General features: G+C 73.1%; 21 protein-coding genes. 9 read left to right on the forward strand and 12 right to left on the reverse strand.

Annotated elements, in window-relative coordinates:
* Positions 1 to 70: 70 nt before the first annotated feature.
* Both ACH4F2_RS12270 and ACH4F2_RS12275 read right to left on the reverse strand, forming a co-directional pair.
* Entirely contained in the window at positions 71 to 562 is a 492-nt protein-coding gene (locus tag ACH4F2_RS12270) for a hypothetical protein (RefSeq protein WP_398132640.1), read from the reverse strand.
* The gene (locus ACH4F2_RS12275) at positions 559 to 3,051 is read right to left on the reverse strand and encodes a molybdopterin oxidoreductase family protein (RefSeq protein WP_398132641.1); all 2,493 of its coding nucleotides are present in this window, start codon (positions 3,049 to 3,051) and stop codon (positions 559 to 561) included. The genes ACH4F2_RS12270 and ACH4F2_RS12275 overlap by 4 nt, the downstream gene beginning before the upstream one ends.
* Positions 3,052 to 3,160: 109 nt before the next feature.
* On the opposite strand from ACH4F2_RS12275, the gene ACH4F2_RS12280 reads away from it, so the two are divergent.
* Positions 3,161 to 3,799 carry a GNAT family N-acetyltransferase gene (locus tag ACH4F2_RS12280; protein WP_398132642.1) on the forward strand — a complete coding sequence of 213 codons (639 nt, stop codon included), beginning with the start codon at positions 3,161 to 3,163 and terminating at the stop codon, positions 3,797 to 3,799.
* A 15-nt stretch (positions 3,800 to 3,814) separates the two neighbouring features.
* Here the strand turns inward: ACH4F2_RS12280 and ACH4F2_RS12285 are convergent, their stop codons facing one another.
* The 3 genes from ACH4F2_RS12285 to ACH4F2_RS12295 are packed head-to-tail and all read right to left on the reverse strand — an operon-like array spanning position 3,815 to position 5,531.
* Positions 3,815 to 4,540 (reverse strand): metallophosphoesterase, encoded by a 726-nt coding sequence (locus ACH4F2_RS12285; RefSeq protein WP_398132643.1) that lies wholly within the window; start codon positions 4,538 to 4,540, stop codon positions 3,815 to 3,817.
* Positions 4,540 to 4,836 carry a BON domain-containing protein gene (locus ACH4F2_RS12290; protein WP_398132644.1) on the reverse strand — a complete coding sequence of 99 codons (297 nt, stop codon included), beginning with the start codon at positions 4,834 to 4,836 and terminating at the stop codon, positions 4,540 to 4,542. Before ACH4F2_RS12290 ends, ACH4F2_RS12285 begins: the two co-directional genes overlap by 1 nt.
* Positions 4,833 to 5,531 (reverse strand): nucleotidyltransferase family protein, encoded by a 699-nt coding sequence (locus ACH4F2_RS12295; protein ID WP_398132645.1) that lies wholly within the window; start codon positions 5,529 to 5,531, stop codon positions 4,833 to 4,835. The genes ACH4F2_RS12290 and ACH4F2_RS12295 overlap by 4 nt, the downstream gene beginning before the upstream one ends.
* A gap of 194 nt (positions 5,532 to 5,725) precedes the next feature.
* Here ACH4F2_RS12295 and ACH4F2_RS12300 point away from each other — a divergent pair, with 194 nt between their 5' ends.
* Positions 5,726 to 6,043 (forward strand): hypothetical protein, encoded by a 318-nt coding sequence (locus tag ACH4F2_RS12300; RefSeq protein ID WP_398132646.1) that lies wholly within the window; start codon positions 5,726 to 5,728, stop codon positions 6,041 to 6,043.
* A 24-nt stretch (positions 6,044 to 6,067) separates the two neighbouring features.
* Here the strand turns inward: ACH4F2_RS12300 and ACH4F2_RS12305 are convergent, their stop codons facing one another.
* Positions 6,068 to 7,252, reverse strand: coding sequence for a PP2C family protein-serine/threonine phosphatase (locus tag ACH4F2_RS12305; protein ID WP_398132647.1), 1,185 nt, complete (start codon positions 7,250 to 7,252; stop codon positions 6,068 to 6,070).
* 186 nt (positions 7,253 to 7,438) lie between these two features.
* On the opposite strand from ACH4F2_RS12305, the gene ACH4F2_RS12310 reads away from it, so the two are divergent.
* Complete coding sequence (locus ACH4F2_RS12310; RefSeq protein WP_398132648.1) at positions 7,439 to 7,852, forward strand: SRPBCC family protein; 414 nt, start codon at positions 7,439 to 7,441, stop codon at positions 7,850 to 7,852.
* Between the two features lie 100 nt (positions 7,853 to 7,952).
* Positions 7,953 to 8,570, forward strand: a complete 618-nt coding sequence (locus tag ACH4F2_RS12315; RefSeq protein ID WP_398132649.1) for a hypothetical protein — start codon at positions 7,953 to 7,955, stop codon at positions 8,568 to 8,570.
* 23 nt (positions 8,571 to 8,593) lie between these two features.
* Here ACH4F2_RS12315 and ACH4F2_RS12320 read toward each other — a convergent pair whose 3' ends face one another.
* Both ACH4F2_RS12320 and ctaD read right to left on the reverse strand, forming a co-directional pair.
* Positions 8,594 to 9,436, reverse strand: coding sequence for an MBL fold metallo-hydrolase (locus tag ACH4F2_RS12320; RefSeq protein ID WP_398132650.1), 843 nt, complete (start codon positions 9,434 to 9,436; stop codon positions 8,594 to 8,596).
* Between the two features lie 521 nt (positions 9,437 to 9,957).
* On the reverse strand, positions 9,958 to 11,676 hold the full coding sequence (gene ctaD, locus ACH4F2_RS12325; protein ID WP_398132651.1) for a cytochrome c oxidase subunit I: 1,719 nt from the start codon (positions 11,674 to 11,676) through the stop codon (positions 9,958 to 9,960).
* Positions 11,677 to 12,764: 1,088 nt separating this feature from the next.
* On the opposite strand from ctaD, the gene ACH4F2_RS12330 reads away from it, so the two are divergent.
* Positions 12,765 to 14,075 (forward strand): cation:proton antiporter, encoded by a 1,311-nt coding sequence (locus ACH4F2_RS12330; protein ID WP_398132652.1) that lies wholly within the window; start codon positions 12,765 to 12,767, stop codon positions 14,073 to 14,075.
* Between the two features lie 341 nt (positions 14,076 to 14,416).
* Positions 14,417 to 14,860, forward strand: coding sequence for a hypothetical protein (locus ACH4F2_RS12335; RefSeq protein WP_398132653.1), 444 nt, complete (start codon positions 14,417 to 14,419; stop codon positions 14,858 to 14,860).
* Between the two features lie 168 nt (positions 14,861 to 15,028).
* On the opposite strand, the gene ACH4F2_RS12340 is transcribed toward ACH4F2_RS12335, so the two are convergent.
* Positions 15,029 to 15,430 carry a TetR/AcrR family transcriptional regulator C-terminal domain-containing protein gene (locus tag ACH4F2_RS12340; protein WP_398132654.1) on the reverse strand — a complete coding sequence of 134 codons (402 nt, stop codon included), beginning with the start codon at positions 15,428 to 15,430 and terminating at the stop codon, positions 15,029 to 15,031.
* Positions 15,431 to 15,524: 94 nt separating this feature from the next.
* Complete coding sequence (locus ACH4F2_RS12345) at positions 15,525 to 16,685, reverse strand: S1 family peptidase (protein WP_398132655.1); 1,161 nt, start codon at positions 16,683 to 16,685, stop codon at positions 15,525 to 15,527.
* 294 nt (positions 16,686 to 16,979) lie between these two features.
* Between ACH4F2_RS12345 and ACH4F2_RS12350 the strand changes: the two genes are divergently transcribed.
* The 3 genes from ACH4F2_RS12350 to ACH4F2_RS12360 are packed head-to-tail and all read left to right on the forward strand — an operon-like array spanning position 16,980 to position 20,027.
* A complete protein-coding gene (locus ACH4F2_RS12350; protein WP_398132656.1) occupies positions 16,980 to 17,486 on the forward strand; it encodes an SRPBCC family protein in 507 nt (168 codons plus the stop codon).
* Entirely contained in the window at positions 17,479 to 19,098 is a 1,620-nt protein-coding gene (locus tag ACH4F2_RS12355) for a phytoene desaturase family protein (protein WP_398132657.1), read from the forward strand. Before ACH4F2_RS12350 ends, ACH4F2_RS12355 begins: the two co-directional genes overlap by 8 nt.
* A gap of 47 nt (positions 19,099 to 19,145) precedes the next feature.
* On the forward strand, positions 19,146 to 20,027 hold the full coding sequence (locus ACH4F2_RS12360) for an SDR family oxidoreductase (protein ID WP_398132658.1): 882 nt from the start codon (positions 19,146 to 19,148) through the stop codon (positions 20,025 to 20,027).
* A 180-nt stretch (positions 20,028 to 20,207) separates the two neighbouring features.
* On the opposite strand, the gene ACH4F2_RS12365 is transcribed toward ACH4F2_RS12360, so the two are convergent.
* Positions 20,208 to 21,761, reverse strand: a complete 1,554-nt coding sequence (locus ACH4F2_RS12365) for an FAD-dependent oxidoreductase (RefSeq protein ID WP_398132659.1) — start codon at positions 21,759 to 21,761, stop codon at positions 20,208 to 20,210.
* Entirely contained in the window at positions 21,758 to 22,564 is an 807-nt protein-coding gene (locus ACH4F2_RS12370; protein WP_398132660.1) for a methyltransferase domain-containing protein, read from the reverse strand. The genes ACH4F2_RS12365 and ACH4F2_RS12370 overlap by 4 nt, the downstream gene beginning before the upstream one ends.
* Positions 22,565 to 22,622 lie beyond the last annotated feature (58 nt).

A 22,622-nucleotide genomic window follows, 5' to 3' on the forward strand; every position in this document is an offset into this window, starting at 1 on the left:
GGCGGCGCCATTCGGCGCCCGGCCGGCCACCGACGCTCGCGGGCCCCGCGCCGCGCGGGCCCCGCGCAGGTCACAGACTGTTGAGAAGCTGCGGCGACAGGTTCTTGAGCATGGTGTTGGTCCAGCGCATCTGGCGCAGCGTCTGCGGATGGCAGGAGGAGACGAGCCCCAGCAGGTCGCTGTCGCGTGACGCCTGGGCGGCCTGGGCGAGCATCTCCCAGTGCAGGGAGTTCTCCGCGGCGGCGACGTGCAGCTCCCGCAGGTCGCGCAGGAGCAGCAGACCCGGCTCGGGCCGGTGCACCACCGCCTGCGACGCCTTCTCGCGCAGCGTCGCGAAGAGGCCGCCCGAGGAGTGGTCCGGCGCCTCTCCCAGCTTCACGCCGCGGTGCCCGGCGATCTCCGCGAGATGCCGGACGTGTGCGCGGGACCAGACGGCGAGGTCGGTGGCGACGTGGTGGACCTCGTGCTCGGCGCGGTGCCGTTCGGCGACGGTCACCAGGTCGTGCGCCAGGTGCCGTTCGCCGCGGTGCAGCGTGCGCAGGGTCAGGGTGATGCCGTTCACCGGGCGGCGCCTTCCTCGCGGCCGTGCGGGAACCGTGCCGGCGTCTGTGCCGTGTGCGCCGCCGGTCCGCCCGCGGTGGGCCGCGCGACGCCGGCGGCGGCCGGTGCCGACGCGGTGGTGGTGGGTGCCCGGGACGGCCGCCCGTCTCCGCGCTCGACGAGGGTGAGCGCGGCGGTGGCCGTCTTGAACAGCGGCTGCTTGGAGGCCGGGTCCCAGTCGGTGACGGTCGTCTCGTTGGCGGCCCGCCCGGGAGCGTCCCGGCCCGGCCCGGACCCGTCCTCGGTGTCCCAGTAGCCGTAGTGGAACGGCACGAACAGCAGCCCCGGCCGGATGCCGGTCACCCGCAGCCGCCCCCGCAGGGACCCCCGCCTGCCGGTGACCTCGACCAGGTCGCCCTCACCGAGGCCGAGCCGGTCCGCGTCCGCGGTGGAGATCTCCACCCACACGTCCGGGGCGGCGTCGCGGAGCTGGGGCGCCCGCCCGGTCTTCGTACGGGTGTGGAAGTGGTAGATCGTCCGGCCCGTGGTGAGCTGGAACGGATACTCCTCGTCCGGCTCCTCGTGCGGCGGCCGGTAGGCGGCGGCCTTCAGCATCGCCTTGCCGTCGGGGTTGAGGGAGCGGTACTCGGCGACCTCCTGCGACGCCCCCGTCTCCAGGTCCTTGCCGTAGCTCTCGCACAGGTCCGGATGGGCCCAGCCGAAGCCGTCCGTGTAGAGCCGCGCGGTGCCCTCCGGGGCCGACTCGTCGCAGGGCCACTGGATGCCGCTGGTGTCGCGCAGCTTGGCGTAGGACAAGCCCGTGTAGTCGCAGGGGCGGCCCGCGCTGCACCGCTTCCACGCCTCGAACGCCGACTCGGGGTCCTCCCAGGTGATCAGCGGGCCGCCGTCCTTGTCCCGGAAGTCCATGCGCCGCGCGTAGTCCAGGAAGATGTCCAGGTCGGGTCTGGCCTCGCCGGGCGGCTCGACCGCCTTCTGGGACAGGTGCACCGTGCGGTCCGCGTTGGTGAGCGCGCCGGTCTTCTCGCCCCAGGTCGCGGCCGGCAGCACCACGTCGGCCAGCTGCGCGGTCTCCGTGAGGAACAGGTCCTGCACCACTGTGAACAGCCGTTCCTGCGTCAGGATCGAGCGGATCCGGGAGAGTTCGGGCAGCGAGACGGCGGGGTTGGTGCCGCTGATCCACAGCATCCGGATCGAGCCCTGCTCGGCGTACCGGTACATCTGCATCGCGTGTGTGGGCGGCGCGTAGTGCGGGATGGTCTCCGGATCGACGTTCCACACCTTGGCGAGGTCGGCGACATGGGCGTCGTTCTGCCAGTTGCGAAAGCCCGGCAGGTCGCCGTTGGCGCCGCACTCGCGGGTGTTCTGGGCGGTGGGCTGGCCGTTCATCTGGAGCAGGCCGGCGCCGGGGCGGCCCAGCATGCCCCGGATCAGGTGCAGGTTGTTGATCTGCACCGCGGCGGCGGTGGCCTGGTGGGACTGGTAGACGCCCTGCAGAGCGGTGGAGACCAACGCGTCGGTGGTGCCGACGAGTTCGGCCGCCTCCTCGATCCGGGCGGCGGGGACGTCGCAGATGTCCGCGGCCCACTTGGGCGTGCAGTCGGCGACGCGGTCGGCCAGCTCCTCGAAGCCGACGGTGTGCGCGGCGATGAAGTCCCGGTCGATCCTGTCGTGCCGGATCGTCTCGTGCAGCAGCGCGTTGAGCAGGGCGACGTTGGTGCCGCCGCGGGGCGCGAGGTGCACGGCCGCGTGCCGGGCCACCCGCGTGGGGCGGGGGTCGACGCACAGCAGGCGGGGCGGATCGTCCCCCTCCAGCCGGTCCAGGAGCCGCATCCACTGCACGGGCTGGGTCTCGGCGATGTTGTGGCCGAACAGCGCGACCACGTCGGCGTGGTCGAAGTCGTCGTAGCTGCCGGGCTGACCGTCGCAGCCGAAGGTCTCCTTCAGCGCCTCCGCGGCCGTCGACGTACACAGCCGGGTGTTGCCGTCGAGGTGGTTGGTGCCGATGCCGGCCCGGGCGAGCACCGTGAGGGTGTAGTACTCCTCGAGGAACAGCTGGCCGGAGGTGTAGAAACCGATCGAGCCAGGGCCCCGCTCGTCGAGGAGCCCGCGCGAGCGGGCGGCCACCAGGTCCATCGCCGTGTCCCAGTCCGTCTCCACCAGCCGTCCGTCCCGCCGCACCAGCGGCCGGGTCAGCCGGTCCCGGGAGGCGTTCGCCTGCCACCCGAACAGGTCCTTCGGCCCGAGCCGGCCGCGGTTGACCCGATCGGTGCCCCGGCCCCGGACTCCCACCATCCGGCCGTCGGTCACCGCGATGTCCATGGCGTCGCCGTCGGAGTGCAGGATCGACGCCGACTGCACCCACCGCTGCACCGCCCCGGGCTCCACCCCGTCCGCGAGGAACGTGTCCACCCGCGCCGGCCACGGCTCGTGCCGCCCGTAGGGCACCCTGCCGCCCCACGGCCGCGCGATCCGGTCCGCCGAATCCTCCATCGCCGGCCTCCCGCCAACTTCCGCCACACTGCCGGCCAGCGGGTACCCGGGCCCCGTTTCCCTACGCGGATCACTTGTGGGAGCGCTCCCAAACGGGCAGGATGCTGCGATGACCCCGACTGCCTCCGTGCGCCCCTACCGTCCCGCCGACGCCCCGGCCCTCGACGACATCTGCATCCGCACCGCGCACAACGGCCGGGACAGCCGGCCTGTGTACGCCGACCCAGCCGTCCTGCCCGCCATCTTCGCCGCCCCTTATGTCCACCTGGACCCGGACCTGGCTTTCGTACTGGACGACGGAGAGGGCCGGGCCGTCGGCTACATCCTCGGCACGGCGGACACCCCGCGTTTCGCGGAGGAGTTCCGTGTCAAGTGGCTGCCGCGGTTCGCGGACCGCTACCCGGCGCCACAGGGCCCGCCCGGCACCCCGGACGAGGTCATGGCCACACTGCTGCACGACCCGGAGCGGATGATCGTCCCCGAGCTGGCCGCGTACCCGGCCCATCTGCACATCGACCTGCTGCCCGAATGGCAGGGCCGCGGACACGGCCGGTCGCTGATGCGCACGTTCTGGCGGGCGCTGCGGGAGCGCGGCGTACCGGCCGTCCACCTGGTCATGGCCACGGCCAATACGCCGGCCAGGGCCTTCTACGACCGTATGGGCTTCCATGTGATCGAGACGGCGGGTCTGGATCCCGCGGACGTCACCTGTCTCGGACGCGCCACGGACGACACCGGCCGGCCCTGACGCGCCCGTCCGCGGTCAGGCCGCGCCCAACTGGTAGACGTTGAACGCCCGGCGGATGACGGGCTGGGCCACGTTGCGCACCCGCACCCCGCCCGCCGTCATCCCGTGCTCCGAGCCCAGGTGGGCGTGGCCGTGGACGGCGAGGTCCGCGCCGGCCGTGTCGATCGCCTCGGCCAGGAGATAGCTGCCGAGGAACGGGTGGATCTCCGGCGGCTCCCCGGCGAGCGTGTCGGCCACGGGGGAGAAGTGGGTCAGCGCCACCCGGACGGTGCAGCCGTCGTCGGCCAGCTCCTTCAGCGCGGCGTGCAGGCTGTCCGCCGAGCGGCGTGTGGTGCGGACGAACTCCTTCATGATCGGCTCGCCGAACTCTCCCGCGCTGCGCCCGACGAAACCGCCGCCGAACCCCTTGGTCCCGGCGATCCCCACCCGGGTCCCGGCGCACTCCACGACGGTCCCCTCGCCCTCCAGGACCCTGACGCCGGCGTCCTGGAGGAGGGCGGTGACCTTCTCGGGCCGCTCGTCGTGGTGGTCGTGGTTGCCGAGGACGGCCACCACCGGCACCGGCAGGTCGCGTACCTCCTGTGCCACCACCCGTGCCTCCTGAGGCGTGCCGTGCCGGGTGAGGTCCCCGGCGAGCAGCAGCAGGTCGGCGCAGTCGGGCAGGGTCTCGAAGGCGGGCCGCAGCAGTCCCTGGCTGTCGGGTCCCATGTGGATGTCCCCGACGGCGGCGACGCGGATCATCACAGCTCCTCCGCATGGTCGGGGCCGGTCGTCTCCGCCACCACGACGTCGGTGTGCACGGTGAGCCCGGCCAGCTCCTCGTGGGCGACGCGCAGCACGGTCTCGCGGCACTGGGCGGACGGCACCGTGCCGGTGATCACGATCGCGCCGGCCCGGATCTCGGCCCGGACGCCCAGCTCGCCGAGCTCCTCGGCGGCGAGCCGGTCGTGCAGGTGGGCGACGCGGTACTCGACGTTCCCGGCCGCGGCAGCGGTGTCGCTCGCCGCGGGTCCCTGGTGTGCGACGGGGTCGCTCATCGCTGCTCCTCCTGCGCGATATGGGGCGGGGGGATGATCTCCAGCCGTTCGAGGATGAAGAAGAACGCGGCGGGCATCGGTGCGTCGCCGCAGTCGCGGCGCAGTTCGTCCCAGTCGATCTTCTCCCGCAGTGTGCGGGCGATCGGCAGCACCGCCCCGAAGTCGCAGTGGTGCTCCGAGAAGGCCGCCAGCAGACCGCGGAGCAGGTCGGTCGGCGACAGGACCGGCATGAGGACCGAGTCGACCGAGAGATCCTGGGCCCGTGCCAGCAGTTGCGCCGTGACCGGCTCGTGCGCCAGTTCGAAGATGAGGTCGACCTGTTGTCCCAGGCAGTTCGCCTTCAGCAGCCAGTCCTCGGGCGGCGTGTACACCGCCAGGCCCGCTTCCCGCAGCGTGGTGGCGACGGCCTCCGCGTCGTCGGGCCGGATGCAGAAGTCGACGTCGTGCTGGAGGTTCTGGGTGCCGCCGTGCGCGTAGACGGCGACGCTGCCGGCCAGCGCGAACGGGTGCTCCTCCTTCTTCAGGATCGAGCCCACCTGCTTGGCCGCCTGCAGGATCGCCTGGTTGCGGTCGAGCGGGAGATCTTCGTGGCGTACGTCGTTCTGGGGGACGAGTTCGGGGTCCCCCGCGGCCAGACGGAGCTCCGAAACGCCGGCGCGCTGGTCGAGAGCGCGGTCGTCGGCGGGCTGCGTCATTGCTGTCCCCTTCCCGGGCTGTCGCCTTGTGCGGACCGGACCGGACCGGACTGGATCGTGCCGAATCGGAATTGCCCTTCTCCGATGTTTCGGGTACCCGGCGCGGTACCGCCGACACGAAGGCCGTCCCGAAGACCGTCCCGAAGGCCCTTCCGAAGGTGAGGCACCGGCAGGAATCCGGGCACTCGGACGGTATGGACGACAAGCAGGAGCGGCAGCGGAACGGGTCCGCGGCCCGCCGGATCGGGACCGTGGAACGGCTGGTCGCGGCATGGCTGGCGGAGACCGAACGGCACGACCGCGTCGCGGCCCGCGAGGCCCGCGCCGGCTGGGAACGGGGCGCGCTGTCCGAGTCGGACGCCCAGGACCTGGCCACCTGGGTCACCGCGAGGATCACGGACACCGGTTTCACCGAGGACGAGGGCCCCTACGTGGAGGGACCCGTCCGGATCACCCCGTCCGACAAGGACACCGTGCACGACTGGCTGCGTGCGCGGGGGCACCGGGTCTGAAGCGGCGGCCACCGTGGCCCGACGTCAGCAGACCGGAGGCCGCCATTCGAACATCAGGATCGTGGCGTCGTCCCGCAGCTGCCCGCCGCTCTGCGAGTCCAGGATCGAGTGGATCAGGCGCCGCAGTGACTCGGGCGCCAGCTCGCCGCCCGCCGTGGCCCGGATGACGTAGTCCGCGAACCGTTCGAGCCCGAACAGCTTTTCCTCCCGGGTACGCGCCTCGGTGACCCCGTCGGTGTACATCAGCACCCGGTCGCCGGGTTGCAGGCTCATCTCGTGCGTCCGGCGCGGCTCGGGTGAAAGCTGGGCCGGCGCGCCCATCGGCGGGTCGGCGTCCCGCTCCAGGGCGTCGACGATCAACTGCTCGTCCCGGATCAGGAGTGGCGCGGGGTGGCCGCAGTTGCTCCAGCGCAGCAGACCGGTATCGAACTCCAGCTGGGCGATGACAGCGGTGCAGTACTGATCCGGCAGCCAGCGGGCCAGCGCGTCGTCGACGCACTCCACGAGCGCGGGCAGGTCCGCGCCGTTGCGCCGGGCGTTGCGGCAGGCGGCCAGCGCCACCGCGCTGGTCAGCCCGGAGGCCAGGTCGTGACCCATGGAGTCGATGACCGAGACGTGCAGCGTCGTCTGGGTGAGCGAATGGTCGAAGGCGTCGCCGCCGAGCTCGTAGGCCGGTTCGAGGACGGCCGTCGACACGACGTGCGCGTTGCCGATGGTGCGCGGCGGCAGGAACGCGCGGAGCATCTCGGAGGGCAGGTGCATCCGTTCGGTACGGGTGTGCCGGACGAAGGAGTCCTCGAAGGCCCGCTTCGAGGTGATCATCATGGCCAGCAGCGAGGCCAGCGCCCGCCCCCGGACAAGCGTGGCGGAGGTGAGCGCCGACGCGTGCACCGCCAGCACGCCGAGCCGCTCGGCGCCGTCCACCAGGGGCAGCCAGGCCGTGACACCGCCCGTCTCCGACTCCTCCACCCGCAGCGCCTGCGTACGGTAGGCCCAGCCCGCGAGTGAGCCGTCGACGGGCATGGCCGACGCCACGTCGGTCTGCGGTACGAGATGCCGTTGCTGCAGGTCGACGAGGTAGACCACGGCGTGCTGGAGGTCCAGGGCCTTGGTGCAACGGGCCACGGCGGTGCCCAGGTCCAGCGTCAGATGGCCCGGATCGGCGAGAAACTCCTGGAGCAGCATGTCGCTCGCCTCGGACGTCGACACCTCGCCTCCCCTCGTCGAGAAACCCGTCGTGCCGGGGCACGCTGCGCAGCAGTCTGGCACCGCGCGCCGGGCCCCGCCCGTCGAGCGGGTCGTGCGTCGAGCGGATCACCCGCCGCGCGCTTCGGCCCGGGCAGAACAGGGCACGCGTCACCCCGTACGGCACCGAGCGCGAAGGAGTGGCGCCTCATGACCGAGTACGAGCGTTCACGCACCATGCCGGCCCAGCCCGAGCAGGTCTTCGACCAGGCCGCGAACGTCGGGCAGCTGGACACCTGGCTGCCCCGGGACCTGCACGTGGAACCCGAGGAACCGCCGGCCGTCACCGTGCACGAGGACCGCACCGACCAGGACACCTCCGCACTGCTGAGTGCCCGGCCCGAGCAGATGCGGCTCGAATGGGGCACCCGCGAGGAGGGCAGCTACGCCGGCTGGCTCCAGGTCGCCGGCATCGGCAGCGGAGCCAGCGAGGTGACGGTGCACCTGTCATTCTTCGACGAGGGCCACGACCCCGGGCAGCGCGCCGTCGCCGACGCCCTCGACAGCAGCCTGCGGCGGCTCGAGGAGCAGGTGCGGATGCGCACCGACAACACGGCCGGGTGAATTCTCAGCACGGACAGGGCAACCCTTCTCTCTCATGTCAGGTCGTACAGGTCGTACGGGGAAAAGCCGACCGATACCGACGAACCGACATGGGGGAGACATGTACATCCGAAACCGATGGGTCCGCGCCGCCGTGACCGCATCGGCGGCCGGTGCCGCAATCGCCGTGGCCACTGTCCCGGCGACCGCGGCGCCGCCGCCCTTTGACCCGCCCGTCTTCCTGGAGCCGGCCGAGCTGCCGCCGCACCCCGCCTCCGGCTGGTACGCCGGACCGGTCACCGCCGGTCAGCCGGACCCGCTGCCGATGTGCGTGGGCGACGCGCTGCCCTCCACCGCCTCCTACCGCCGGTACTGGACGGAGTACGACACCGGCGCCCTCCAGGTCACGGTCGTCGAGCGCAGCACACAGCGGGCCAGGGAGTTCGCCGCCCTGCTGCGCGAGGACCTCGCCGACTGCGCGCGGACGGTGATGGAGCAGTACCCCGACATCACCGCCACGCAGAAGTACTACGGCCGGCTGGACGTGGAGGAGGGCGCCCACGTCTACGGCGTCCACACGGTCGCCGAGTGGGGTGCCTCCGACATCGGCCTGTTCTCGGTAGGCCGGGACGGCAGGACGGTGACCGTCGTGCAGTGGGGACAGATGGGCACCTTCGCGCACGCTCAGGTGTCCGACTTCCGAGCCACCACGGTCACGGCCGTCGACAAACTGCACTGAACGGCCGCGGCGGTCGCCGCCCGCTACGTCACGACGGGCGGCCCGCCGTCCGGGCCGATGACGGCACGCTGACCGTGCCGGCAGTGCACGATCCGGTCGGCGAGCCCCTCCCGGTCGGCCTCGGCCAGGAAGTCGTCGAGCGGGGAGCGGAAGACGGTGTAGTCGCCGTAGTGCACCGGCAGGATCAGCCGGGGGCCGAGGCGACGGGCGAGTTCCGCGCCCTGGCGTCCGTCCATGGTCACCACGAATCCGCCGGGCAGCGTCGTGCCGCCGAGGTGCAGCACGGCGAGGTCCGGTCCGGGAAAGCGCCGGGCGATCTCGTCCAGTCCGTCGAAGAGCAGTGTGTCGCCGGACACGTAGATCCGGTGCCGCGGGGGACCGCCGGCCGGGCCGAACTCCAGCAGGCTGCCCATCACCGGCGGCAGCAGGCGCCGCAGGACGGACTGCCCGGCGTGCCGGCCGGGCAGCGCCGTGATGCGCACCTGCGCGCCCGTGTGCCGCACGGTCTCCTCCTGCCAGGTGCGCAGCCCCACGGCCCGGTGGAACCCGTGCACGCCCTGCAGCCGGCGGGAGGCGTGCGGGGTGGTGACGATCGGCAGCGACCGGGACAGGTGCCGCCGGGCCCGGCGGTCCCAGTGGTCGCCGTGCAGATGCGACAGCAGTACGGCGTCCAGTTCCGGCAGGTCGCCGGGGTCGAGCGCGGGCTCGGTCAGACGGCGGCTCACCAGGCCGTACCCGAGGTGGGCGCGCTGGCCGCGGTGGAGGAAGTTCGGATCGGTGAGCAGGCTCAGCGCGCGGTACTGGAGCAGCACGGTCGCGTTGCCGACGAAGTGGATCCGCAGGGAGTCGTCCGGGGACGGGGACATGAGGGTGATCCGATCCTGTCCGGGAGTACGGGGCAGGGCCCGGCCGTCCGGGGCGGGCCCTCGCGACAGGACGGAGTACCCCTCCCACGGAGGCCCACCCGGCCGCCGAAGCCGCGACCACCGCCGAGGCGCGCCCCCGGCGGGCCATGCCGCGGATGCGCTGCCCGGCACGTGCGTCAACGGCAAAGGTGCCGGTGACGGGGCCCGCGTCGCAGATCTACGCCGGCGGGTCCGTAACCGCCCCGGTGCAGCCCGCCCCGGACCGGGTGCCGGGCGACCTCCCCGCCCTGCTGGTGGCAGGCACGGACCATAGCCTGTGGCTCCACGAACCCACCGAGCAGCCCGTTCACGGCCCTTGCCCGCCCGGCACGGTGATCGCCGCCCGGCGGTCAGGCCGCCGCCGGGGGAGCGGTGCCGGCCATGCGGTTCGACGGCAACCTCGTACTGCTCGACCCTTTGGGCCTGTGGGCCGACGAAGACCGCGTCGCTGCCCCCGGACTTCGACGTACCGACGGTCGGTGTCAGCGGTCACCCTTGTGCCCCTGTCCCTGCCCCGGCTCCACGGCGTCGCGCCGCCCCGTCTGCTCCGCCTGGTCGAGCCGGACGAGTTCGGGATGGTTGAGGTCGAAGGCCGGCGACTCGGAGCGCACGCGCGGCAGTGCGTGGAAGTTGTGGCGCGGCGGGGGACACGACGTCGCCCACTCCAGTGAACGCCCGTACCCCCAGGGGTCGTCGACCCCGACCGGCCGGCCGTACCGGGCGGTCTTCCACACGTTGTACAGGAACGGCAGCGTGGACAGGCCGAGCAGGAACGCGCCGATGGAGGAGAGGGTGTTGAGAGCCGTGAAGCCGTCGACGGCCAGGTAGTCGGCGTACCGGCGCGGCATGCCCTCCACACCGAGCCAGTGCTGCACCAGGAACGTGGTGTGGAAACCCACGAACAGCGTCCAGAAGTGCACCTTCTCCAGCCGGTGGTCGAGCATGCGGCCCGTCATCTTCGGCCACCAGAAGCTGAACCCGCCGAACATCGCGAACACGATCGTGCCGAACAGGACGTAGTGGAAGTGCGCCACGACGAAGTACGAGTCGGTGACGTGCCAGTCCAGCGGCGGCGAGCCGAGGATCACCCCGGTCAGGCCGCCGAAGAGGAACGTCACCAGGAAGCCGGCCGCCCACAGCATCGGCGGTTCGAAGGACAGGGACCCCTTCCACATCGTGCCGATCCAGTTGAAGAACTTCACGCCGGTGGGGACGGCGATGAGATACGTCAGGAAGGAGAAGAACGGCAGCAGCACGGCACCGGTGGCGAACATGTGGTGCGCCCAGACGGTCGCCGACAGCCCGGCGATGGCGATGGTGGCACCGACCAGCCCCATGTAACCGAAGACCGGCTTACGGGCGAAGACCGGGATGATCTCGGTGACCACGCCGAAGAACGGCAGCGCGAGGATGTACACCTCGGGGTGGCCGAAGAACCAGAACAGGTGCTGCCACAGGATCGCCCCGCCGTTCTCGGCGTCGAACACGTGCGCGCCGAAGTGCCGGTCCGCCTCCAGCACCAGCAGCGCCGCCGCCAGCACCGGGAAGGCCAGCAGCACCAGGACCGAGGTCAGCAGCACGTTCCAGACGAAGATCGGCATGCGGAAGATGGTCAGCCCGGGTGCGCGCATGCAGATGATCGTGGTGATGAAGTTGACCGACCCCAGGATGGTGCCGAACCCGGACAGCGCCAGCCCCATGATCCACAGGTCACCGCCGAGGTAGGGCGCGTGGAGCGGGCCGCTCAACGGCGTGTAGGCGGTCCAGCCGAAGTCCGCGGCGCCCTGCGGGGTGAGGAAGCCGGCGAGCACGATCAGCCCGCCGAAGAGGAACAGCCAGTACGACAGCATGTTCAGCCGCGGGAAGGCCACGTCAGGGGAGCCGATCTGCAACGGCATGACCGCGTTCGCGAATCCGGCGAAGGTCGGGGTGGCGAACAGCAGCAGCATGATCGTGCCGTGCATCGTGAAGGCCTGGTTGTACTGCTCGTTGGAGAGCACCTGCAACCCGGGCCGGGCCAGCTCCGCCCGGATCAGCATCGCCAGCACGCCGGCGATCAGGAAGAACGCGAACGACGTGATGAGGTACAGATGGCCGATCCGCTTGTGATCGGTCGTGGTCAGCCAGGAGATGATCGCCCGCCCCTTGCTGCGGGGTTCCGCCGCCGGGACCGGCGTGATCGGTTCGGTCTGTGTCGCCATCCGACCAGAGCATCCGAACCCCGGCCGCCTGCGTCGACGCCACGTCACGCGCCCAGCCGGGTAGGGCCGATTGGCAGATCGTTTCTATCCGTCCGGGTGCGTCACCACCTCTGAGGGACGAAGCGGCCGTCACCCGAATGGCCCCCACACATTACTGGTGACGGTCGATCCGGTGTCTCCTGGAGGGTGTCAGCGGCGTCCAGGCTGGGAGGCCGATCATGTACGAAATGTGCGTGGGCCCGGAGAAGGCGGGCGGAGCGTTGGTGTGGCACGTGATGGCCAAACAGGCCGCGGCCACCCTGTGCGGACAGCGACTCCGCGAACGTATAGAGGCATCCGACGGCGAACGGGCACGTCACTGCCCGGACTGCATGGCTTCCTTCGAGAAGCTGATGGCAGCCACGCCGTGCTGACGGACCGTCCGCGACGTCGTCCGCCCCGCCGCAGCCCGCGGCGGGGCGGACTTCGTAGGGCGGTCGGCGAAAGCCGTGGCGAGCGGCCGGCGTCGGCCGCGGCGTACTGCCTTTCCCCGCACAGCCGGTATTCCTCGGCCGCGTGACGACGCGCGTTCCCGGCCGGCGATGGGTGTCGGTCACCGGAACTTATGGGTGCCGTCCCCGATGTCGCGGCACCGGCCCGGTGTGTGACCGTGGAGCGACGCCGCGCTCCGGGGTCTTCCCGTGGGCCGGGGAACGTCGCGGACAAGCCCCCGTCCCGCCCGTCCGCGGGCGTCGCCGCACGGCCTGTTCCGGGTGTGCCGTCCGCGCCCCGGGTGCCGGGGCGGCACGTGGTCACCGTCGTGTAGTGCCGTGGACGCGGCCCGGGTCCTGGCGCCCGACCGTCCGTCCGTGCGCTCCGCGGTCCGGCCGGGGCGTCCGTCCGTGCGCGGTCCGGCGGGGGCGTCCGCCCGTGCACTGCGCGGTCCGGTCCGCGCCCCCGTCCGGCCCGGGAGCGGTGTCACGGCACCGGTGCCGGCCAATGACGTCCGGCCGTACGACAGATGACGCGTCACACACGAAGGAGAATGCGCATCCATCCCAGTCAAGTGAAGCCCTCCCGACCCTCCGCGCGGTCGAAGGCGGTGGCCCGTGGGACACGCTGACACCCTGCTCGCCATGGGCGGCGCCTTTCTGGCCGCCGCGTTCTTCGCCCGCCTCGGCGGCAGGATCGGACTTCCGACGATCCCCCTGTTCATGCTCGCCGGCATCCTGCTCGGCCCCCACACACCCGGTTTCGTCCTGGTGGAGGACGCGCACGACTTCGAGATGCTCTCCGCGCTCGGACTGGTGCTGCTGCTCTTCTACCTGGGCCTGGAGTTCCACCTCGACGACCTCAAGAACGGCGGCAAACGGCTGCTGACCGCCGGCGGCATCTACCTGCTGCTGAACGTCGGCGCCGGGCTCGGCTTCGGCTTCGTCCTCGGCTGGGGCGTGCGAGAGGCGCTGGTGCTCGCCGGCGTGCTCGGCATCTCCTCCTCCGCGATCGTCACCAAGATCCTCATCGACCTGGGCCGGATCGGCCGCCCGGAGACCCGTCTGATCCTCGGTGTCATCGTCGTGGAGGACATCTTCCTCGCGCTGTATCTGGCCGCTCTCCAGCCGGTCATCGCGGGCGCGCACGGCGCCTGGGACATGGCCCTCCAGGCCGGCAAGGCCTTCGGGTTCCTCCTGGTGCTGGCCGCCGCGGCGCGCTACGGCACCCGGCTCGTGGGCCGCCTGATCGCGACCCGGGACAACGAACTGCTCGTCATCAGCTTCCTCGGGGCCGCGGTGCTCGTGGCCGGTGTCTCCGAGGTCCTCGGTGTCGCCGACGCCATCGGCGCCTTCATGGTCGGGCTGATCCTCGCGGGCACCCCCTCGGGACCACGCATCCGCGAGCTGGTGCACCCGCTCCGGGACGCCTTCGCGGCGATCTTCTTCTTCGCCTTCGGACTCGCCATCGACCCCGGCGACCTCGCCTCCGTCGCCGGCCCGGTCGCCGCTGCGGCGGCACTGACCGTCGTCATGAACGTCATCGCCGGGCTGTGCGTCGCCCGTGTGTACGGTTACGGCTCCGAACCGGCCGCGGAGATCGCCACCACGCTGGTCGCCCGCGGGGAGTTCGCGCTGATCCTGGCAGCCATGGCCGCGGGCGCGGGTCTCGACGCGCGGCTCGCTCCCTTCATCGCCGGATACGTCCTCGTCCTCGCCGTTCTCGGTCCCGTCGTCGCGGGACGGGCGGATGTGCTCGCCGGCGCCCTGCGGGCCGTCGGGAGGCTGCTCCCCGGGGCGAGGACGCCCGCCACGGTGCCGGGTGGCCGGCCCGGCACAGATACGGCAGCGGACGACCCGTCGGCGCCCGCACCGTCCCCGACCTCGGCTCCGGCCTCCTCATCGGAGCCCGCGGGAGCCGACCGGTAGGCCCGGTCAGGACCCAGGCGGCGGGGACAGCGGCTCGGACGGCGGCTGGTACGGGAGGACTTCGGAGGGCGGGGGTGCACGCGGGCACGGTCGCGACCGGTGGGTCGGTGAACCCGCGGCCGGTGGGCCGGTGGGCCAGTGGGCCTGCGGGGTGAGCCGGTGGGACGGTGAACCCGCGGCCGGTGAGCCGGTGAGCCGGTGGGCCCGCGCCCGGTGGGCCGGTGAGCCCCGGACGCCACCCCGGCCGGTACGTCACTCCGCGTCCCAGTGGGACAATCTGCCCGCAGGGCCGGTGTCCGACGCCTGGTCGGAGCCGTCCGGGACCGGAAGGAGCCGTCAGCATGATCGAGTGGGTGCCCCTGGGCATCGGTGCCAGACCCGTCCCCCGGCCGGTCGCGGCTCCGCTGGTGTGGGCGGGAGCGTTCGGCGGCGCCCTCGCCCTGGTGGCGCTCCTCAACGGCACCGTGGGCTCGGGCCGTCCGGGACTCGCACTGGCCGTGCTCTCCCTGCTGGCGGCGCTGCTCGGGCTCTGCGCCCGCTTCACGGCCGCTCCCGGAACGGCCCTCCTGTGCTGGCTGTCCCTCAACGGCTTCGCCATCCCGCCGGCCGGCACGCTGACATGGGCAGGCCGGCGGGACGCCGTCTGGCTGGGCTGCCTGCTCGGCGCGGCCCTCGTCGGCACGGCACTGGCCCGCCTGGTCCACGCCCGGGCCGCCTACCGCCGGCTGACGACGGCGAGCGGTCCCGAGGCACCGGAGCCGGGCGCCGGACCGGGCGACTTCTGAATCCGCGCCCGGCCGGTGCCGGGGGGCATGTGCAGGTCCTCGCTGCTCGTGTCCGGCAACGAGGCAGTGAGGCACTGTCACTGTCCCGCGCTCTCTCGCGGTGTCCCAGCCCCACGACATGGCTTTCACGAGGTCCGGCCCCTTGAGCGTCAGGGCGTTGTCGTCGCATCATCCGTCCGTGCGGCTGGGAGCGATCGGGGCTCCCCGTGCCGCGGGCGCCGACTCGATGCGTGCCGCGAGGCCGTCGAGGAGAGTGGTGAGGCCGAACGCGAACAGCGATGCGGACGAGAGATCGGCCTCGGCGGCGACGGAAGCGAAATGGGGCAGGCGGCCCTGGACCAGCAGGGCGGTCGTGCGGTCGTGCTGGGCGTCCATCCACTGCTCGCCCGTGATACCGCTGGTCTGGGTGGCGCGTGCCTCGGGTTCTGTGTCGGCCGCCTGGGCCGGACGTATCCGAAGAGGGCGACGGCCGCGTGCATGCGGGTGTCGGCGTCCAGGCCGGGGCCGTCCAGGGCCGCGAGGGCCCAGGAGGCGAGGATGTCCTGAGCGGAGCCAGGCGCACGGCGGCAAGGCTGGATGTGGGAATCCGCAGCACGGCCCCCGACCGGCGACTGGGGGAGGACCCCACCACAGGACCGGTGAAGTCCTCCCCGCCGCCCCCGGATCAAGCCGTGTGCAGCGTCAGACCGTAGCGGTTCAGGATCTCGTTGACGGGCTGGAACCAGGTCTCCCCGCCGCTGGAGCAGTTGCCCCAGCCGCCCGAGGTGACGCCCTGCGCCTGGTCACCGCTGATGAAGGAGCCGCCCGAGTCGCCGCCCTGGGCGCAGACGCTGGTCTTGGTCATCTGGTGCACCGCGCCCTGGCTGTAGTTGACCGTCTCGTTCTTGGCGAGGACGGTGCCGCAGTGCCAGTGGGTGGTGGAGCCGGAGCGGCAGATCGAGGCGCCGACGGGTGCCTCGTTCGATCCGCGCACGAGCCGGTCGGGGATCGTGCCCCAGCCGAGCACCACGGGCACCGTCCACCAGCCGCTGCCCACGCCGACCCAGGCGTAGTCGTTGCCCGGGAAGGACGAGCCCTGGAACGTTCCGATGTGTGAGCCGTCCCAGCCGCGGACCGCCGCTCCCGCACCGCCGCAGTGCCCGGCGGTGACGAACCCGCCGTGCACCGAGAAGCCGATGGAGCAGCGGACGTTGCCGGTGTAGTACGGGTCGCCGCCGACGGTGCCCGCCGCGAAGGTCCGCGGGGCCGAGGGCACCGTCCGCACCGTGACGGGGCCGGCCTCGTTGGCCCGGTCCACGAACTGCCGGACATCGTTGTCAGCGCGGTCGCTACTGACCACGTCGACGACCACTGTGTTGGCGGCCGGGTCGACGTGCCAGCCGCTGACGCCGGCGGGTGCGTCCAGGCGGTCGATGCGGGTCTTGGCCTCGTCGAGCGCCCGCGCGCTGTGCTCGACGGTGCGGACGTGCGCACCGGTGGCGTGGACGGCCCGGACCGTGGCGGGTGGGGCGTCCGAGGTGACGGCCACGGTCAGCCGCCCGCGGTCGGCGTCGAACCAGGAGCCGCCGAAGGCGTCCCCGGCGGCCCGGCGTGCCGTGGGTGCGAGGTCGGTGGCGCGGCGTTCGGCCGCGAGCCGGTCCTCGGCCTCGGCCCGGGTGAGGCCGAAGTCCCGCTGCATGGCGTCCAGAAGACCGGCGGAGGCCGGTTCACCGGCGGCGGGGGCGGGGGAGCCGGCCGCCGAGGCCGGCAGGGCGCCGAAGGCGGTCAGGCTGCCGAGCACGAGGAGGCCGGCCAGGCCGAGGTGCCTGAGTCTGCTGCGTCTCACGGGAGTTGCCCTTCGTCGTTCCAGCAAGGTGGGGGTGGAACAGATCGGTGGAACAACCGCGGACTGAGAGCGCTCTCGTCGGGGTTGGTTCGAGCTTAGCCAGAGTGCGTTATCAGGTCCATGCCAATGCACGGGGTCTTTCCGGGGCGCTTCGTCGGCCGGTCCTGTGGCGCTCTACGGGGGCAGGACCAGGAGATGGCGCGAAGGGGCGGAAGAGCCCCGGTTGGCCGGTCGCGGACGGGGCACTCAGTGCTGCGTCCTTGCAGTGGCGGCTTGTGGACGCGGGAGGCACGCGTGGCGGTCAGGCATCGGTTGGTCCAGGCGAGCCCACAGGCGGTATGGGACGTGCTCGCGGACGGCAACCAGTACGTGGAGTGGGTGGTGGGTCCCTCCGAGGTCACCCCCAAAACCGGCCAGTGGCCACAGGTCGGCGCGACGATCGCCTACGAGGTGCGGATCGGGCCGGTGCGGCTGAACAACGAGTCGGTGGTCAGGCACTGCGTGGAGGGCTCCGTGCTGGAGCTCGAGGCGAAGGCGGGCAGGCTCGGCACGGCCCGGATCGCCATCGAGCTGCGCCCGTGGGGCGACCAGTGCCTGGTGCTCGTGGACGAACACCCACTGCGCGGTCCCGGCGGCCTGCTGCACAACGTGGGCGTCGAGGCGCTGATCCAGGTGCGGCACCGTGCGATGCTCGCCCGGCTCGCCGAGCTGTGCGAGTCCAGGGCCGGGGACCGGTGCCGGCCCGATCCCGCGGAGGCGGCCGGCTCCGTGGACTTCGGTCCGGAGGCCGGCCGTGCCTGACGCCGTCGTGATCGGGGCGGGCCCCAACGGACTGGTGGCGGCGAACCTGCTGACGGACGCCGGCTGGAGCGTGGAGGTCCTGGAGGAGCAGCCCGAGCCGGGCGGAGCGGTGCGCCACGACAGCGAGGTCGCCCCCGGTTTCGTCAACGACCTGTTCAGCTCCTTCTATCCACTCGCCGCCGCATCCCCGGTACTCGCCGGACTCCGACTGGAGGAGCACGGGCTGCGCTGGGGCCACGCTCCCCACGTACTCGCTCACCCCCTGACCGACGGCACGTGCGCGGTCCTCGACCGCGACGTCGGTACCACCGCCGCCTCCCTCGACACCTTCGCGCCCGGGGACGGCGCCGCCTGGGGCCGCCTGCACGAGGTGTGGGACCGCTACCGGGCCGACATCCTGGACGCCCTCTTCACGCCCTTCCCCCCGGTCCGGGCCGGCGCCCGGCTGGCCCTGCGGCTGCGCGGCGGGGGCGGGCTCCGGCTGGCGCGCACTTTGGTGCTGCCGGTGCGCCGCATGGGCGAGGAGGAGTTCCGGGGCGAGGGCGGCAGACTGCTCCTGGCCGGCAACGCCCTGCACGCCGACCTCGCACCCGAAGCCGCGGGCAGCGGCGGATTCGGCTGGCTGATGTCGATGCTCGGACAGACCTACGGCTTTCCCGTGCCGGTCGGCGGCTCCGGCGCCCTCACCGCCGCCCTGGTCCACCGGCTGCGGGCCCGCGGCGGCACCCTGCGCTGCGGGCAGCGCGTCGAGCACGTCCTGGTCCGGGGCCGGCGCGCGGTGGGCGTGCGCACGGCCGGCGGGGAGACGGTCGCCGCCCGGCGCGCCGTACTCGCGGACGTGTCCGTCCCCGCCCTCTACGGCGATCTCGTCGCCCCGGAGCACCTGCCGGACCAGGTCCTCGCCGACCTGCGGCGCTTTGAGTGGGACTTCGCCACCTTCAAGGTGGACTGGGCGCTGGACGGCCCGGTGCCCTGGCGGTGCGAGGACGCGGCCCGGGCCGGGACCGTGCATCTGGCCGACGGTCTCGACGAGCTGACCCGGTTCGCCGCCCAGATCGCCATGCGGCAGGTCCCCGACCGCCCCTTCTCGCTGTTCGGCCAGATGACGACCACCGACCCGACCCGCTCACCGCGCGGCACCGAGTCCGCCTGGGCCTACACCCACGTCCCCCACGACATCCGGGGCGACGCGGGCGACGAGGGCATCACCGGCACCTGGGACACCAAGGAGCAAGAACTCATGGCCGACCGCGTCGAGCGCCAGGTGGAACGCTTCGCGCCCGGCTTCCGCACGCTGATCCGGGCCCGCCGCGTGCTGGCCCCGCCGGCCCTCCAGGCCATGAACGCCAACCTGGAGGGCGGCTCCATCAACGGCGGCACCACCGCCATGCACCAGCAGCTCGTCTTCCGGCCCGTGCCGGGCACCGGGCGGCCGGAGACCCCGGTGACCGGCCTCTTCCTCGCCTCCGCGGGCGCCCACCCGGGAGGCGGAGTGCACGGGGCGCCGGGTTCCAACGCCGCGCGCGCCGCCCTGCGCCAGCACCGGTTCGGCGGCCTCACACGCGTGCAACGCGGCCTCACCCGCCGCGACCGCACGGGCGACAAACGGTGACGTCCCCGTGCGACCGTCCCCGTGATCACCAGGGAAAGGGCCGGCCGGTGACAGACAGCCCCCTGCGGAACCGCACCGTCGTGGTGACCGGCGCCGCGCGCGGAGTGGGCGCAGCCCTGGCCCGCGAGTGCGCCCGCCGGGGAGCCCGGCTCGCCCTGCTCGGCCACGAGAAGCCGCGGTTGGACGCCGTGGCGGCACAACTGCCGGTCCCCGCGCTCGCCGTCGAGGTCGACGTCACCGACCCCGCCGCGCTGGACGACGCGGCCGGTGAGGTCCGGCAGCGCCTGGGGCCGCCGTCGGTCGTGGTGGCGAACGCCGGCATCGCGGAGGGCGGCCCGTTCGCCACGTCGGACCCGGCGGAGTGGCGACGCGTCGTCGACGTGAACCTGACCGGCAGCGCCCACACGGCCCGGGCCTTCCTCCCGGACCTGCTCCGCACCGCGGGATACCACCTCCAGATCGCCTCACTGGCCTCACTCGGTGCCGCCCCCATGATGAGCGCGTACTGCGCCGCCAAGGCGGGCGTGGAGGCCTTCAACCACTCGCTGCGCGCCGAGGTCGCCCATCACGGGGTCGCCGTGGGCATCGCCTACCTCAACTGGATCGACACCGACATGATCCGCGACGCCGACCGGTACGCGGTCCTGCGTGAACTGCGCGCGCACATGCCGCCTCCGGCCCGCCGCACCTTCCCGGTGGACGACGTCGCCGCCAGACTGGTGCGCGCCGTGGAGCGCCGCCGTACCGCCGTGTACGTACCCGGCTGGCTGCGCCTGGCACAGGCGGCGCGCGGCGCCCTGCCGCCCGTGGTCATGCGGCTGTCCCGCCGTGAACTGCCCCGGCTGGAGGCCGAGGGCGCCATGAGCCCCACCGGCCCGCTCGGCGCGGGCGGACGGGCCGACCGCGCGGCGGACGGGACGGGAGCCTAGAGCCGCCGGCGCTGCGCGGCGGATCCGGGCTCCGAGGTGTCCACCTCCGGGCCCGCGCCCGAGGCATGGCCCAGTGGGGCGGCGCCACGGGCTCCCGCGAGGGGCCTCGGCTCGCGCGGGGGTGCCGCCACCCGGGTCCCGTGGGGCGGACCACCGGCTCGGCCGCCGCCGGCGTGGACGTCAGCGCGCCCCGAACCGTCGCGCCACGGCACGCAGCAGGGCCGACCGCCCCTGATCCGGCACGGTCCACAGTGTCTCGCCGCGCACACCCCACCGCTCCAGCAGGGTGTTGGCCGCGAGGAACCCCGAGGTGGCGGCGCGTTCCATCAGGGCCACGGGCAGATCCGTGCGGACCAGGTCCCCGGCGACCACGACGCACGGGTCGGGTGTGCGGACCGTGGGACGGTCGCGGTAGCCGCCGACGGTGAACAGCGGGCAGTCCGCCCGCCACTCGTGCCGCGCGGCCACGACGCCGGCCTCGCGGGTCTCCGGATAGACCTGGTGCAACTGACCGACGAGGCGCTTCTCCTCCACCTCCCGGACCGCCGTCGACGGCAGGGCGTAGGCGTGGAGTTCGACGACCGACCCTTTGGTGCGCGCCGCCCAGCGCGCGGCCTCGCCCTCCCAGTGGGACAGCACGCTGATGTTGTCCAGCGAACCGTAGCCGCTGGTGCCGAGGAAACCGGGCCGGCCGGACGCGACCGGACGGTCCAGCCACAGCCGGGAGACCAGGAACGGCGGAGCGTTCCGCAGCCGCGCCACCCGCTCGCGCCACCCGGCGTCACCCAGGTGCGGTGAGCGGCCCACCACCTCCCGCAGACCGCCGGTGTCCAGAGCGAGCACGACCCCGTCGTACGGCCGGGCGCCGGTGGCGTCGACCACCAGGTGACCGCCGGACGGACCGGGCCGGACGGCCTCGACGGACGTGCTCGTCCGCACCCTCACCCCACGCCGCGTCAGATGCTCCGCGAGGGGATCCCACAGCGCCTGCGGGAACGGCTCGCGGGGGACGTCGAACAGCAGTCCCTCGCTGGAGCCGAGGAAGTAGATGTGGAACATCAGCGCCATCTCCGCGGCGGACAGCTCCCGCGGGTCGGCGAAGAAGCTGCGGGAGAACACCTCGAAGGCCAGATGCCGCGCGGCCGCGGGGAAGCGCAGGGTGTCGAGGAAGTCGTGGGCGCTGACGTCGTCCAGCCGTTCGTGGACGCGGCGCGTGCGGACGTCGAGGAGAGGCAGCGCCGCGGCGGGCCGCATGGCCAGCAGGTCGCGCGGCCTGAAACTGGGGCTCAGGGCGACGAAGCCCAGGGCGCTGAACGGGGGAGTGCGCGGTACCCGGCGGAAACCGTCGCACAGCCCGCTGCTGTGCCGCAGCGGATAGTCCGGCAGGCCGGTCAGCATGCCCAGCCCGGGATCGGAACGGCGCAGCAGGCTCCGCAGGTTGTAGTACTGGCGGAAGAAGGCGTGGAAGCCCCGGCTCATCGTGGCGGGCGTCCCGTCGGGCAGCTCGACCGGCCGGCCGGCGACGCGGCCGCCGAGTACGGGTTCGCGCTCGTGGAGCACCACGCGTACCCCCCGCTCGGCCAGGACGGTCGCCGCCGCCAGCCCCGCGATGCCGCCGCCGATCACCGCCACGGACGGCGGTTCACCGGTCACCCGTGCCCGGCCCGGCCGGGGAGCGACGGCCTGTGCGCGCCGGTCCCGCCCAGGAGGCCGCGCCCCGCCGCGCCGGCTCACCGGACACCGCCCGTCTCCGTGCCGCCCGTCTCCGTGCGGCGGGCTCGCTTGCCCTGCGGTGCTGCGTGGCCCGTGCGCGCCCCGTCCGTCCCCGTGTCGGCGCGGCGGGCGACGAAGGTGTGGGTGACGCCCGTCTGCCAGCCCGGCAGCGGCAGGATCCGGACCCGCTCGAACCCGGCCCGGCCCAACCGGGCGCCGAACGCCGGCGCGGTGTCGAACGCCGCGACGCTGCGCCACAGGTGCCGGTAGAGGTCACGGTCGCCCGTGGCCGTGCCCAGCGGCAGGATGACGCCCCGGCACACCGCGGCCCACACCAGCCGGTGCGCGCGCCGCCCGCCGAGCGCGTACTCGTGAACCGCCAGCCTGCCCCCGGGAGCCAGCAGCCGGTGCACCGTGCGCAGGACGGCGTCGGGGTCGCTCAGGTTCCGGAACAGGTAGGCGGCGAGGACCGCGTCGAAGGGCCCGTCCACCTCGGCCCGGTGCAGTTCCTCCGCCGGGGCGTGCACGAAACGTACCCGCGGCGGCCACGGCTTGGACCTGGCCCGCTCCAGCATGCCCGCCGAGGCGTCCACCCCCACGATCTCCGCGGCGGGGAGGGCCGCGGCCAGCGCCGCCGTCGAGGCGCCCGTGCCGCAGCCCAGGTCCAGCACCCGCCGCCCGGCGCCGCCGTCCGCGAGGCCGAGCCGGCGGGCTGAGCGGCGCAACTGGGCGTGGTACCCGGGGTTGAGTGCGACCAGGCGGTCGTAGCGACCGGCACCGTGGTCGAAGGCGGCGGTCAGCGCTGCGTCGCGCAACAAGGGCATCGGGACTCCTGGTGGCAGGGTTTCTCGGACCGGTGGCTCTCACGGGTGCGTCTCACCG

Source organism: Streptomyces sp. NPDC017890 (assembly GCF_044328675.1).
Lineage (GTDB): Bacteria > Actinomycetota > Actinomycetes > Streptomycetales > Streptomycetaceae > Streptomyces.